The sequence below is a fragment of the Vibrio sp. 99-8-1 genome (genome assembly GCF_013114595.1).
Classification (GTDB): Bacteria; Pseudomonadota; Gammaproteobacteria; order Enterobacterales; family Vibrionaceae; genus Vibrio.
In genome coordinates, this window is sequence record NZ_VTXE01000020.1 from 1 (window position 1) to 13,508 (window position 13,508).

Genomic DNA, 13,508 nt, shown 5'->3' on the forward strand with positions numbered 1-13,508 from the left:
ACGAAACTGGAAGCAAGCGCTGAACCGCTTTATGATTATGTTCGAAGACCGATTAACTGAATACTTGTAACCAATGGCAGTTACACAGAATTATTTACAGGGTCGGATGTATAAATAGCCATTAACAACCGGAACAACGGTCTTTTTTGCTTTGGTAATCGATGATATTGCCTTGTTTATCAATAGAGAAGGTGCAACATTCATTATATAAATCATACAGTTTGGCACGACTTTTTTGTACTCTAGACTTCAGTGTTGAATAGTTTACCCCTAATTTCTGTGCGTACTGTTTTTGACTTAAGCCTTCTATTTCAATCGCGGTTAATAACTCCGCATCCTCTTTAGCTAACTCATTAATAAATGGAATAATGCACATTGATAGTTGTTGATTAACTTCAGGCTCGCTGTCGTGGTACCAAAGCTCCTTGTCCGTTATATCCGGTTGTTTGTTCTTTTTACGGTAGAAGTCAATAATGGTGTTTTTGGCGATTTGAAATAACCAAGATTTGACCTTTTTACTGTCATGTACTTTAGATAAATTCTGGTAGGTTTTAATCAGAATGTCTTGTAGAAGGTCATCTATATCATCAGGATCAGACACGTTGTTGTGTAGGAATCCTTTAAGACTGTTCTGATATTCTGACCAAACTTTTTCTACATTCACAATCGTGTACTCGTCAATATTCAATTTAAATTGGTGATAGATAGGTAAAGCGCTCGTTAGAGCGCTTGTCAAAAAATTAGTCGCAACAGTTGCTCGAACCGCATGCGGAAGGTTGAACATCTTTCCCTTGTTTAAGATAAGTATTGGTCAAATAAAAGTCTGAAAACTTTTCTATAAAATCTGAGGAAACCGACCTATCTGCTAGCCCTGTATCTAGAAGATTTTGCTGCCAAGTTTGAGCATTAGGCAAACCACACAAAAAGTCAAAACCAGTGTGTTGTTTTACGATAGCGGCACGGTGCAATAATGGTAACCAAGCAATATCAACATTGCTTATTACGTCAGATTTAAAGAACATTGAGTCATTGGTAAGTTGTTTCTCTACTTTTTCAAACACTGTTCTAAGTTTCGTTTCTCGCTGTTGGAAAGTGTCTTTATCCTTGCTACTCATTGTTCCACACTGCGGCAGATAATTTTTTGACCCTAAATAGCTCCACGCTCTATCTATGGCGCGTTGTTCGTTGGAAACCCCTTGCTCTAATGGGCCATATTCATCTTCGATATATTCAATAATCGCATCAGACTCAAACAAAACAGTGTCATTTTCCGTCGTTACAATAGGTACTTGGCCATTAGGTGATATCTCGAGAAACCATTGTGGCTTGTCTTTTAGGTTTATATATTCAATTTGATAAGGAAGATTTTTGGCTTCAAGAGCGGCCGTGACACGTTGAACAAATGGGCATATTTTAAAGCTTATTACTTTTAACATCATTTTCTCTCTTTTTAAGGGGGGCTTTGCTTACACTAGTAAGACGAATCAAGGGAAAAAAAGACGAACAAATATCGAAAAATATTTGAATATCTGGCATTAAACTAAAATGGACTTAGCCATTTCTTATGCTGGTACTACGCGGTAACGGATCGTATAATCCTCGGTTACTCAAAGATAAGGTAATGTTATGAAAATTTGTGGTGTTGAAATAAGTGGTAATGATGCAATTGTAAGTTTGCTCCAACTGTCTGATGGGGTATTTACCATTCTTGACTGCCGAGTAGCTAAGGTTTCTATAGGCAACGCAAACGACACTCAAAATATGAGAGACTTTCAGTTTTCTTTTGCTAAATTGATGCAAGATTACCAGATCAACAAAGTGGTGATCCGTCAACGTCAGACAAAAGGGAAATTTGCTGGTGGAGCGGTTGGTTTTAAATTGGAAGCAGCCATTCAGTTAATAGACGATCTTTCAGTGGAAGTCATTCCTGCAACTGAAACCAAAGAAGGTTTAAAAAAGAACCCACTCGCGGTGCCATTTAAAGAGACAGGTTTAAAACAGTACCAAGAATCTGCTTTCCTTGTCGGTTATGCTCACATCATGAGTTCTAAGCACTAATGCCAACATAGAAAAGGAGCACCTAAATGCTCCTTTTTTTGCGTTATTGTGCAGATCGCTTGTTATGCTTTAGCCAAAATATAAGTTCGGTATCCACCAATAAGGTTTCTTGCTTGAAAGCCGTTATTTACCAACTGTCTGTAGGCAACGTGGCCACGTAAACCCACCGCACAGTAGATAATGATCTCTTTATCTTTTGGTAGTTCATCCATACGATGGCGTAGGGCATCGACAGGGATGTTTACCGCACCTTCAATAAATCCAGTCGCTTTAAGTTCTCCCGGTGTACGTACATCAAGCAAAAACTGCTGGTCGGTCAGGCTATCCATTTGGTCATAATGAATCGCTTTCGCATCGCCCACTCTTATATTTTGTGCCACAAATGCCGCTTGGTTTATGACATCTTTTGCGCTGCCGAAAGGTGGTGCGTAAGTCAGTTCTAAGTGACGAAGTTGATCTACCGTCATTCCGGCACGTTGTGCTACTGCCATAATATCGATACGTTTATCGACGCCATCTTTACCTGCTGCTTGCGCACCAAGTATTTTTCCGGTGTATGGACAATAGAGCATCTTAAACGAAACCAGCTCTGCTCCCGGATAGTAGCTGGCGTGGCTGGCAGTATGAACATACACTTTTTCGTATGCGGTTCCTTCTGCTTTTAACGATTTCTCATTCTTTCCTGTGGAGGCAATCGCCAAATCGAATATTTTACAGATCGCTGTGCCTTGGGTGCCTTGGTAGCTGTCGTTTTTACCAAGCATGTTATCCGCAGCCATTCGGCCTTGTCGGTTTGCAGGACCGGCCAGTGGAACTAAAGTCGGCTGGCCAGTGACAAAATCTGCTTCTTCGATGGCATCGCCTACCGCGTAGATAGAAGGATCACTGGTTTGTAAATTTTCATTGGTATAAATGCCGCCCAATGCGCCAATTTGTAATCCGGCCTCAGCGGCAAGTTTGGTCTCTGGACGAACGCCAATAGCCATAATAAGAATCTCTGTATCCAGTGATTCACCATTGCTGAGTTGCAGGCTTAAATGCCCTTCGATATGCTGTTTGGTGTCTGTTTCTCCGCTTTCGAGTACAGGGACATGATCGCTGGGAATATACTCCACAGACTGCAAAGCGACACCGAGTTTAAGGTCAACACCTTTCTCTCTGATTTCTGCGTGTGCAAATCCTGCCATTTCGCGATCAACCGGCGTCATAACTTGATCTGCCAACTCTAACAGCGTTGTTTTAATACCCAATTGATGAAAGGCTTCCATCATTTCCAAACCGATAAAGCCACCACCAACCACGGTTGCGTGTTCTGGGCGGTTCATCTGCAAGGTTTTAATGATTTTATCCATGTCAGGGATATTGCGTAGCGAATGGGTAAGCGGGTTATCAATACCAGCGATTGGCGGAACAATTGGACCGGCACCGGGGCTAAGCAGCAAAAAGTCATAGCTTTCACTGTACTCGCTATTGTCCAGCTGGTTTTTAATTCGGATCTGTTTCTGTTCTCTATCGATACAAGTCACTTCGCTCATAACGCGAACATCAACATTAAATCTGCTGAGGAAGCTTTCTGGTGTTTGCAGTAATAAATTGCTTCGCTCTGTGATATCTCCACCAATATGGTAAGGCAATCCACAGTTGGCAAATGAGACGAAGGGGCCTCTTTCAAACATGATGATCTCAGCGTCTTCACTTAAACGACGCGCACGCGCAGCAGCGGAAGCGCCACCGGCAACTCCACCTACAATAACAATCTTAGTCATACTGGACTCCGTTATAAAACCTAAAAAAGCCGACAAGTGATCAGGGGCAGTTAACCTGATACTTGTCGTGCTTTTTTAGTGTCTATATTGTCTATCTGTATCGATAATGGCTTACGAACTCATGCCCATTTTTTTCAGTATCGATACCGCGGGACAAAACCCGGTAAATGCACTTTGTAATAGGTTTAACCCAACAAACACCGTTAGCCAAACAAAGTTAGCATGTACCGTTGCGGTTAAAATTACTGAGAGTAGTATCATGCTTCCTGCCAAAACTCTTACACCATTTTCAACTGTCATCTTTCTTCTCCTTAACTAGAAAACATGTAAACTATATATGTCTAATTTAGCAAAGTCTAATTAATTTGATAAATAATTAAAATTTACTAATAAAGAGTTGACTAAATTACATGTATTAGTAAAATCTAATTAAGATAAATTTAAAAGTTGAGGCAGTTATGGACGATGCAGTTATGAACATTGAAAAAATGCAAAGTAATGCGACCTATGTTTCTGAACTACTAAAAACCATGGCGCACCCTGAGAGACTGATGGTGTTGTGCCAGTTGATGCAAGAAGAGGTTGGGGCAGGCAAGCTTCAAGAGAACTCATCACTCAGCCAGTCGGCTTTTTCTCAGCATCTAACCGTACTGCGAAAGCAAGGGTTGGTCCAAATAAGGAAAGAGTCTCAGCAGGTTTTCTATTCCTTATCCGATGAACGTGTTGCGGCATTAATTAAGAACTTACATTCAATTTACTGTATTTAACTGCGCTGCTCTGTAACAACTTAGTGGCAGTGGAGAGCAAGGTTACGATGTAACTAATCCTCTACATGAAACAGCTTCTGAGTGAAACAGTAACAATGATTCTGCGGCCGCTGTATTAAGGTCATTGCCGGCTAAGTTTGCTGCGATACTCTCGGCATTCAAGATATTTTTCTAGCAATTAAGGCTTGTGATGCATCAGTAATTGACATGCATCAAGTGGCATCGTTTTGCCAGTCGAAAGTTATTAAACAACAACTAACATTAAGTTGTGTAATTTTACAATATTACCCATGTCTGATTATCGCGATGTGACGAGTAGTAAAAGGAGAACAAGATGACCAAGGAGTTTAAGGGTGGATTCGTTCATAGCGTTATGAACAGTTTTTTCCCGCCAATCCTGATCATTATGGCGCTGGTTGTTGGTGGAGTCTCTCTATGGCTTACGCCAAAAGAGGAAGATCCACAAATCGTGGTTCCTATGGCGGATGTATTAATTAATGCGCCGGGGCTCAGTGCCAAACAGGTGGAAAAACAAGTAACGGAGCCATTGGAAAAGTTGGTTAGCCAAATCGATGGTGTGGAATATGTCTATTCCTCGTCGATGAAAGGCGCAGCTCAAGTGATTGTTCGTTATTACGTGGGCGAAGGTCGTGAAGACGCGTTGGTCAAACTCTATAACAAGCTCTATTCCAATCAGGATCGAATTCCTTCATCGGTAACAAGCTGGGCGGTTAAGCCAATAGAAATTGATGATGTGCCGATTGTCGTCGCAGCGCTTTATTCAAAAAATCCTGAGCAAATCGATCGATACGAACTAAGAAGAATTGCCACACAAGCCACTCAGCGTCTTAAATCGCTGGACAGTACCAATATGGTAGAAGTCATTGGCGGGCAGTCTCGAAATGTTGAAGTAGCGCTAAATAGTGCTGCGATGGCAAGCCGAAAAACCACCATAGACGATTTACAAAACGCCTTTAAGCTTAGCCATCACAAACAGGACTCGGGCTTAATCCATCAGTCTGGAAATGTTTACGCGCTGGAGTCGGGACAATTTTTTACCAAAGCAGAAGAGCTCGGCTCTTTGGTGGTTAATGTTGTTAACGGCAAACCAGTTTACCTGCAAGATGTTGCGTCAATTATCGATGGTCCGGAAGAAGCCTCAAACGATACCTGGTTTCAGTATGGCCCGGCCGCTGAACAGAGTAGCGATGTTTATCCCGCAGTGTTTATCTCGGTAGCGAAACAGAAAGGATCGAATGCGGTAGCGGTAGCAGACAATGTGTTGCAAGAGCTCAATGAGTTACAGCTTACCCAGTTTCCAGACGAGGTTGGTGTAAGTATTATTCGTAACTATGGCCAAACAGCAGACGATAAAGTATCCAACTTGGTGTCAAGTTTGGGGATCTCTATCTTGACTGTGGTGGTATTTGTTGGCCTGTTTTTGAACTGGCGCAGTGCCTTGGTTGTGGGCATCGCCATTCCAATTAGTTACGGCGCTGCACTTGGCATGGATCTGGCCTTTGGTTATTCCATTAACCGTGTCACTCTGTTTGCGCTTATTTTGGCGTTAGGTTTGATCGTTGATGACCCCATTGCCAGTATCGACAACATTGAACGTTATCTAAAACGTAAAGAGTTAACCCGCACCAAAGCGATAGTGTTAGCAATGGCAGAGATACGAAGTGCGTTGTTGATGTCTACCGTTGCTATCGTCATTGTATTTACGCCTATGTTCTTTATTACCGGAATGATGGGCCCTTATATGGCACCCTTAGCGTTTAACGTTCCTATCAGTGTGGTATTTAGTACTATCGTTGCCTTTATGATCACGCCTTGGTTAGCAAGGAAGATACTACGCGCAGCCAATAATAGTGGACATTACGACGTCAAGACGACGCTGCTATATCGTTGGTACGAGAAGCTATTGCAACCCATCTTAAAAAGCCGCAGAAATAGTTGGTTGTTTCTTGGCCTTGTTGCTGTGTTATTTGTCGCAGCGGCCATGCTGCCTGCCATGCGTCTAGTGCCACTAAAACTGCTACCTTACGACAACAAAAATGAGTTTCAAATGGTACTAAATATGCCCGAGCAGACCAGTTTTGTTGAAACCTCTAACGTATTAAGAGACTTCTCTGACTACTTGGTGACGGTACCTGAGGTGGTTTCTGTCTCGGCGTTCTCCGCTGTGGCTTCGCCTATGGACTTTAATGGCATGGTACGTCACTACTTTATGCGAAGTTTGCCGAATCAAGGGGAATTGAGGATTGTATTGGCGGAAAAAGATCGTCGCCATCAGCAATCTCATGAAATTGTTACTCGGTTGCGGGCGGATCTAGAGCAGATTGCCGCTAAACATTCAGCGGATATCCAGTTAGTTGAAGTGCCACCCGGGCCGCCAGTTATCGCAACATTAACCGCGGAAGTCTACGGGGCGGAAACCACGCCGTATCAAACGCTGCAAAGTGAGGCGGAGAAGCTGGCGGATAGGTTACGTCGAGAGGAGTTTGTCTCTGAGGTCGATACCTCCATTCAGGGCGATTATCAAACATGGCAATTTATTGTTGATAGAGAGAAGGCCGCGTTGTCTGGTGTCTCTGTATACGATATTAACCAGACCATTTCAGCCGCGAACCAAGGCTTTGTGCTTGCTAATTTGCAAGCGGAAAGAGAGATTGAACCCTTACCAGTAAAAGTGCGTCTGCCTGCAACCAGTAGAGATGACCTCAATAAATTACTTTCTCTCTATGTTCGTGGTCAGCAGGGTATTGTTAAACAAGAAGTACACGGAGCTTTGATAGATGCGCCACAACCGTTGGTGCAATTGTCGGAACTTGGTGAGTTTGTAAAACAGCCTGTTGAACAACCTATTTATCACAAAAACTTAAAACCAGTGGTGTACGTGTATGCCGAGTCGGTAGGACGTGTTCCCGGTGAGATTGTGGCCGATGTGATTGCCGATTTTAATGGTGAGCAGAATGAATCTAGAGTGCCTGTTGCACAGAGAAGTTACCTAAACAACGGTGCGGGAGACAGCTGGAGCGTGGCGGACGATATTAATATCGTTTGGAGTGGCGAAGGCGAATGGAAGATCACAGTCGACGTGTTTATTGACCTAGGCATTGCGTATGGTGCTGCGCTACTTGGTGTGTTTATTGTCATGCTAGTGCAAACGGGTCTGCCTGCGGTATCAGGTATCATCATGCTGGCGATTCCTCTTACCGTTATAGGTATCATGCCCGGATTTTGGATTCTTAACGGGCTAGGGGATGAGATTAACGGTTACCCGAACCCTGCGCTGTTTACTGCGACAGCTATGATAGGCATGATCGCGTTGGCGGGGATTGTGGTGCGAAATTCACTGGTATTGATAGAGTTTATTCATCAGTCGCTCGCTGAAGGCAAACCGCTGCGTGAGGCATTAATTGAGTCTGGCGCGGTACGGATGAGGCCAATTCTATTAACCGCAGGTACTACGTTATTGGGGAACATTGTTATTACTTTAGACCCAATATTTAACGGTTTGGCGTGGGCTATCATCTTTGGTATCACAGCATCCACCGTCTTTACTTTGCTGGTTATCCCAGTGGTATACAACCTTGCTTATCAAAATACTCAAGGACACGGATTACCCGTGCTTAAGGAGGAAGAATAATGAATACGTCAAAAACCCTATTAGGTACGGTTCTTTTTGCAATATTAGGTGGTTTGTTTCTGTACATGGCGGGCTATTTTACCGAGAAGTTGCCCCAGCAAAGAGTGATCTCTCAATCTGACTATCCTGAGATGGAAACGGTAAAACTGCTGTCGAAAGCACAACCGATACAGCGTGAATTTACCGGAACGATTGTGGCGGATCAAAAGGCCATTCTGTCAGCCCGTATCACCGCTCGAGTCGCGGAAGTGCTGGTGGATGTGGGCAATGTGGTTAAGCAAGGTGATGTCATTATGCGTTTAGACAGTGATGATCTTGACGCACGAGTGAAACAGACGGAACAAGCTCTCTCCTCCGCACAAGCAAGGTTAAATGCCGCCCGAAAAGAGTACAAAAGAGTTTCTGAGCTGGTAAACAAGAAGCTGCTCTCTCAAGCAGAGTTTGATCGAGTGGAGAGTGAGTTAAAAACCGCACAAGCCAATTTTAAGCAATCACAAGCTGCTGTCTCTGAAGCAGAAACCACCTTTGGCTTTAGTATGATCACTGCACCATTCGATGGTTTGATCACGCAAAAGAACGTCAACCGAGGTGATACCGCTACTCCGGGTATGCAGCTAGTTAGCATGTACAACCCTGATACTTTGCAACTACAAGCCGATATTTCTGAGTCGCAAATTAAAGAGATCACCTTAGGTTCTTCGTTGCAATATCAATTGCCTACATACGGTATCCATGGTGTTGGAGACGTGGTGGAAATTGCGCCGGCGGCGGACAATACCTCTAGAACGTTTATTATTAAACTGTCACTCAATAGTGATGCTCTTATCTATCCCGGTAGTTTTGGTAAAGTCTCTGTGATGATTGGCGAGCAAGAGCTGTTAACACTGCCGAACAATACCCTTTATCAGGTTGGGCAACTCGATTACGTGAAAGTGGTGAATCAAGGGCTACTACAGACAAGACTGGTGCAGTTAAGTGACCAGAATGTGGTAAGGAAAGGTGTAGTCGCTGGCGATGTTTTAGTGGTTGACCCATTGAAATATGGGCAATAACAGGCTCTAATAGCCATGCAATTAACCACCTGTTATTTACGGACTTGTCACCATGATGAAAACAGCGCAACGTCGCAGCGAGATACTAGATTCAATACAACAAAATGGCTCCGGCGATGTGGAAGAGTTTGTTAAACGCTACGGCGTATCTAGTGTCACTATTCGTCATGATCTCAATCAGCTAGAAAAGCAAGGGTGTGTGGTGCGCTGCTATGGTGGCGCAACCTTAAATAACAGCTTTGCTTTTGATCGTTCGTTGCAAGAGAAGGGTAAAATAAAGGCGGATATTAAAACAAAATTGGCACAAAAAGCAGCGGAGTATATTGAACAAGGGGATACCATTATTCTAGATTCTGGTTCCACTACGGAAAAGATTGCCCATCAACTCTCTTTAGATATGCCGCTGGTTGTTATGACCAATGCCATTAATATCGCCTACCATCTGGCAAGCAGCGAAAGCATCGATGTTATGGTCACAGGTGGAACTATACGTAAAAATGCCTTTTCTCTGCACGGTGAAAATGCCGAAGAACAACTAAACAAATACCGATTTGATAAGTTGTTTTTGGGCGTTGACGGTTTTGATCTTTCTATGGGCATTACCACGCCTCATAAAGGCGAAGCGCAAGTGAACAGAACCATGTGTCAGGTGGCAAAAACCGTTATTGCCGTTTGTGATTCGAGTAAGTTTAACCGTAAAAGCTTTTGTATTATCGCGACTCTTGATGATATCGACATGCTTATTACTGACAGCGGTATTCCTGATAACTACCTCCACTCGTTGCAAGAACTCGGTATCGACGTTGTCGTTGTGCCGTTATAGCGTTGCGATTGACAACTTATTTTCGCTTAGCTTTGCCCTGAAACTGTTTGATACTTTTTTTACTATTGGTTCTTCGATTGGCCTGTTTATCTCTGGCAGCACGTTTATTTTCGCCAGTAGACGGCTTATCCGTGACTGGAAAACCATTGAGTTCACTTAACGGAAGCTCGCGCTGAGTCGTGTTTCTTATTGCGGCTAAATAGTCCGCTTCACCATGACAAACGAGAGAAATTGCGGTTCCTTTGTTACCCGCCCTTGCAGTTCGGCCTATTCGGTGCACATATACTTCGGCATTTGATGGCAGCTCTACGTTGATGACGACCGGTAAACTTTCTACATGGATACCGCGAGCCAGCAGATCGGTGGCGATAAGAACATTCACTTTTTGCTGTTTGAACAGTTTGAGCGTCGCTTCTCTTTCGCTTTGATCTTTGTTTCCATGCAATGCAGCAGCAGATAGGCCAGCTTTGTTCAACTTCTTACAAAGTCCATCTGCATTATCTTTAGAGCCGACAAATAGCAATACCTGTTGCCAGTTGTGCTGTTTAATTAACGCTATAAGGGCTTTAGTTTTACTGCCTTTGTTGACTAAATAAAGAGTCTCTTCAATGGCTTCTACAGAGCTGGTGGTTGTCTGCGCTTGAATTAAGATCGGATCATTGAGTAATGTCTTAGCCTTGTTTTCCAGCGGTTCTGGGAAGGTAGCAGAAAACATGATGGTTTGACGCTTGCTTGGAAGTTGTTCAATGATTTTTTGAACGTCTGTCCAAAACCCCATATCCAACATTCGGTCGGCTTCATCGAGAATCAATTTGCTTATCTTGTTCGCATCAATGACATTGGCGTTGAATAGTTCAATCAAGCGGCCAGGGGTGGCCACAAGGATTTCAGGCGCAGAAGCGAGCTGAACTATTTGTTGCTCTTTATCGACCCCACCACAAATGCAAACAGACGTGATATCGGTGTCCTTAGAGATTAAACAGAGTGCATCGTTTACTTGTGTGGCGAGTTCGCGAGTCGGAACCAAAACAAGAGACAGGAAGGAAGAGGTGCTCTGCTTTATCTGTTCTAACAGAGGCAAACCGTAAGCGTATGTTTTGCCGCTACCGGTCTTTGCTATTGCCAGCACATCCTGTTCATTGAGTATCGCAGGAATGGCAGCGGCCTGAATCTCAGTTGGTGTGCGAATTGGATCGGGCAGGGCATCAACAAGTTGCTGGCTTAGGGATAGCTTGGAAAACGGCATAGCTTATATCTTCATCTCTTGTTATAAGGTCAGTGTTACGCTTCGTGCTTGTCTTCAGGACGAAGTTGACGCTGAACACCCATCAAAAAGTTACGTAAAACCTGCGCGCCACATTCGTGGTAGTGTTTATTATCTGGTTTACGGAAAAATGCGCTGAGTTCATGCTTGCTCAGTCTAAAATCAACAACCTTTAGCGTCTCAAGTACATCTTCTGCTTTCATATTTAAAGCGATTCTAAGTTTCATAAAGATCATATTGTTGGTTAGACGACTTTCTGGTTGCGGCTGCTCCCCATCACGCTTGCCACGTTTAGTGTTGATCAACCCATTCAAGAATATGGCTAAATCAGTATCTGACGCGTCGCAATAGTCGGCTTCTGTGTCCTTTTTCAACCAGTTGGTCACTTGAATCTTGTTTACTGTGTGGTCTGCTGCTGCAAAGATCTCAACCATCTCTGTATCTTTAAAATCGAACGTATAGCGGATGCGGCGTAAAATATCGTTATTAGTCAAAATAGTTCCTAAATTATAGTATCAACTGTATGGCTTAGACATAGGGCTGTCTAATTGTGGTGCGCACCTTAACACAGCGGAAAAAGCATTGCTCTGTTTCTCTTTGTATCGCCATATATTCAAGTGACCTCAGGATTCAGAGCAACATCAACAAGTTCAGTTCAAGAAAGATAATTGAAGCAATGGCATTCCCTTTCAGGGTGTGTATATACGCTCGGTTAAATCGTCAAATAATCGCTTTCTTTCGGTCGCGGAAATAAAATATCGCGCTGAGTAGCAAGAACAAAAAAGTAAAATAATAGAAAAACGAAGAGAGAGACGCTAAAAAGTCGATGTTCTGTTCTATTTCTTCTGTGGTGTAGTTTTGAGAGAGTAATTTATAGTAGTAGGCATACAAAATGCCGATTAAACCATAGCCGAGATTAAACATCAGGCCTTTAAAGCTTAAAACGGTGGCTCTGTTGTGCGACTCGGTTTTTTTGTTTAGGTGATAACTGATAAATATATTCATTGTCATGATGATAAAGATCAGCACCAGAGCGGGTATGACTCCGTAAATCGACCATCCTAAGCTAATGCAGTAATAGGTCGCGATAGTGGCTAAGCCCATGACAATAATGAAGCTTTTTGGCGCCATACTTTCCGCTAACCGCCGGCTTTGTCCCGCTAGAATAATTTTGACGATACTGACTCCTGCGCCAATAAAACCAAAATAGAGAATGGGAATATCAATGGCGCGATAATATTGGCTATTCATGGTTAGAAACATCCGGGAGGTATGCTCGAATAGACTGTAGTAGAGCAATATGAACAGCACATAAGGGGTAGATAGTACCCATTTGCCAGTACTTGCGGTCAATTTGAGGCTGGCTATGGTGGTTGCTAACTTACTGCGGTCACTTGGTAAAGGTCGTTTCTCTTCCTTCATATTTATTGCTGCATAAATGGCGATCATGGCTACCATTAAGGTGGCATAAACGGGAATGCGCATGACCTCTTTTGTGCTTTCGGGCGCGGCCAATCCGAAGAATTGATAAATGTTAGCCATAAAATTAACATCATACATGGCAGCACCTAATAGGGTGACAAAGATACCGACACTGGATGCGACGCGAAGTTGAATCTGTAGCACCCGTGGCCACACATCTTCTTTTCCTTGCTCTTTGAGTGTGTCATAAGCCAATGCTTCGTCGGCACCGCTTGCTAACGCCATGGCTAAACCACTTAATATGCGGTTGATCAAAAATACCACGAACACCAGAGAGGGGTTACCGGTTGGTACAACGGCGATCATCGCTATTTCAATAAACATCACTACCGACGACAATATCACCAGCTTTTTGCGTCCTAAGGTGTCGGCAAATGCTCCAGATGGGACTTCAGCAAGAACAATGGTTGTCGCCCAAACCACATTAAGCATGGCGAATTGGGAGAGGGTTAAGCCGTAATCTAAATAGAGTAAGGTAAAAACCGGGTAGTAAAAGCGTGCAAAATAACTGCTTCGAAACATTAAGAAGTAGCGGACATTATCAACTTTAACAATTTCCTTGAGGGTCATTAGTTTCTTAGTATTCTTGAATAGCGCATTATTATCTATATCAGAGCATGGCATTGTTGCAGGAATTTTCAATT

12 protein-coding genes are annotated in these 13,508 nt (G+C 43.3%); 5 read left to right on the plus strand and 7 right to left on the minus strand.

The genetic code is table 11. From position 1 onward, the window contains the following. Window positions 1–121: 121 nt before the first annotated feature. On the minus strand, window positions 122–664 hold the full coding sequence (sigZ, locus tag F0227_RS12530; RefSeq protein WP_171753551.1) for an RNA polymerase sigma factor SigZ: 543 nt from the start codon (window positions 662–664) through the stop codon (window positions 122–124). 76 nt (window positions 665–740) lie between these two features. Beyond that, window positions 741–1,436 (minus strand): glutathione S-transferase family protein, encoded by a 696-nt coding sequence (locus F0227_RS12535; RefSeq protein ID WP_171753628.1) that lies wholly within the window; start codon window positions 1,434–1,436, stop codon window positions 741–743. Between the two features lie 190 nt (window positions 1,437–1,626). Between F0227_RS12535 and F0227_RS12540 the strand changes: the two genes are divergently transcribed. Continuing rightward, the gene (locus tag F0227_RS12540; protein WP_171753552.1) at window positions 1,627–2,058 is read left to right on the plus strand and encodes a DUF3010 family protein; all 432 of its coding nucleotides are present in this window, start codon (window positions 1,627–1,629) and stop codon (window positions 2,056–2,058) included. Between the two features lie 62 nt (window positions 2,059–2,120). On the opposite strand, the gene F0227_RS12545 is transcribed toward F0227_RS12540, so the two are convergent. Continuing rightward, window positions 2,121–3,824, minus strand: coding sequence for an FAD-dependent oxidoreductase (locus F0227_RS12545; RefSeq protein WP_171753553.1), 1,704 nt, complete (start codon window positions 3,822–3,824; stop codon window positions 2,121–2,123). 111 nt (window positions 3,825–3,935) lie between these two features. Next, window positions 3,936–4,124 (minus strand): DUF2892 domain-containing protein, encoded by a 189-nt coding sequence (locus tag F0227_RS12550; protein ID WP_171753554.1) that lies wholly within the window; start codon window positions 4,122–4,124, stop codon window positions 3,936–3,938. A 158-nt stretch (window positions 4,125–4,282) separates the two neighbouring features. Between F0227_RS12550 and F0227_RS12555 the strand changes: the two genes are divergently transcribed. The 4 genes from F0227_RS12555 (at window position 4,283) to agaR (ending at window position 10,118) form a co-directional block, all read left to right on the plus strand. Beyond that, the gene (locus F0227_RS12555) at window positions 4,283–4,591 is read left to right on the plus strand and encodes a metalloregulator ArsR/SmtB family transcription factor (protein ID WP_253822095.1); all 309 of its coding nucleotides are present in this window, start codon (window positions 4,283–4,285) and stop codon (window positions 4,589–4,591) included. A gap of 334 nt (window positions 4,592–4,925) precedes the next feature. Continuing rightward, entirely contained in the window at window positions 4,926–8,243 is a 3,318-nt protein-coding gene (locus F0227_RS12560; RefSeq protein ID WP_253822096.1) for an efflux RND transporter permease subunit, read from the plus strand. After that, entirely contained in the window at window positions 8,243–9,295 is a 1,053-nt protein-coding gene (locus F0227_RS12565; RefSeq protein ID WP_171753555.1) for an efflux RND transporter periplasmic adaptor subunit, read from the plus strand. Before F0227_RS12560 ends, F0227_RS12565 begins: the two co-directional genes overlap by 1 nt. 55 nt (window positions 9,296–9,350) lie before the next feature. Then, entirely contained in the window at window positions 9,351–10,118 is a 768-nt protein-coding gene (agaR, locus tag F0227_RS12570) for a transcriptional repressor AgaR (protein ID WP_171753631.1), read from the plus strand. 16 nt (window positions 10,119–10,134) lie between these two features. Here the strand turns inward: agaR and F0227_RS12575 are convergent, their stop codons facing one another. The 3 genes from F0227_RS12575 to F0227_RS12585 form a co-directional block, all read right to left on the minus strand. Next, the gene (locus F0227_RS12575) at window positions 10,135–11,364 is read right to left on the minus strand and encodes a DEAD/DEAH box helicase (protein WP_171753556.1); all 1,230 of its coding nucleotides are present in this window, start codon (window positions 11,362–11,364) and stop codon (window positions 10,135–10,137) included. A gap of 35 nt (window positions 11,365–11,399) precedes the next feature. Then, the gene (locus F0227_RS12580) at window positions 11,400–11,876 is read right to left on the minus strand and encodes a DUF1456 family protein (RefSeq protein ID WP_171753557.1); all 477 of its coding nucleotides are present in this window, start codon (window positions 11,874–11,876) and stop codon (window positions 11,400–11,402) included. Between the two features lie 226 nt (window positions 11,877–12,102). After that, the gene (locus F0227_RS12585) at window positions 12,103–13,434 is read right to left on the minus strand and encodes an MFS transporter (RefSeq protein ID WP_171753558.1); all 1,332 of its coding nucleotides are present in this window, start codon (window positions 13,432–13,434) and stop codon (window positions 12,103–12,105) included. Window positions 13,435–13,508: the final 74 nt, after the last annotated feature.

Coding starts and splice junctions, on each gene's coding strand:
- F0227_RS12560 (WP_253822096.1), top strand. CDS start 4,926: ATGACCAAGGAGTTTAAGGGTGGATTCGTTCATAGCGTTATGAACAGT.
- F0227_RS12550 (WP_171753554.1), bottom strand. CDS start 4,124: ATGACAGTTGAAAATGGTGTAAGAGTTTTGGCAGGAAGCATGATACTA.
- F0227_RS12555 (WP_253822095.1), top strand. CDS start 4,283: ATGGACGATGCAGTTATGAACATTGAAAAAATGCAAAGTAATGCGACC.
- agaR (WP_171753631.1), top strand. CDS start 9,351: ATGAAAACAGCGCAACGTCGCAGCGAGATACTAGATTCAATACAACAA.
- F0227_RS12585 (WP_171753558.1), bottom strand. CDS start 13,434: ATGACCCTCAAGGAAATTGTTAAAGTTGATAATGTCCGCTACTTCTTA.
- F0227_RS12565 (WP_171753555.1), top strand. CDS start 8,243: ATGAATACGTCAAAAACCCTATTAGGTACGGTTCTTTTTGCAATATTA.
- F0227_RS12540 (WP_171753552.1), top strand. CDS start 1,627: ATGAAAATTTGTGGTGTTGAAATAAGTGGTAATGATGCAATTGTAAGT.
- F0227_RS12545 (WP_171753553.1), bottom strand. CDS start 3,824: ATGACTAAGATTGTTATTGTAGGTGGAGTTGCCGGTGGCGCTTCCGCT.
- F0227_RS12535 (WP_171753628.1), bottom strand. CDS start 1,436: ATGTTAAAAGTAATAAGCTTTAAAATATGCCCATTTGTTCAACGTGTC.
- F0227_RS12575 (WP_171753556.1), bottom strand. CDS start 11,364: ATGCCGTTTTCCAAGCTATCCCTAAGCCAGCAACTTGTTGATGCCCTG.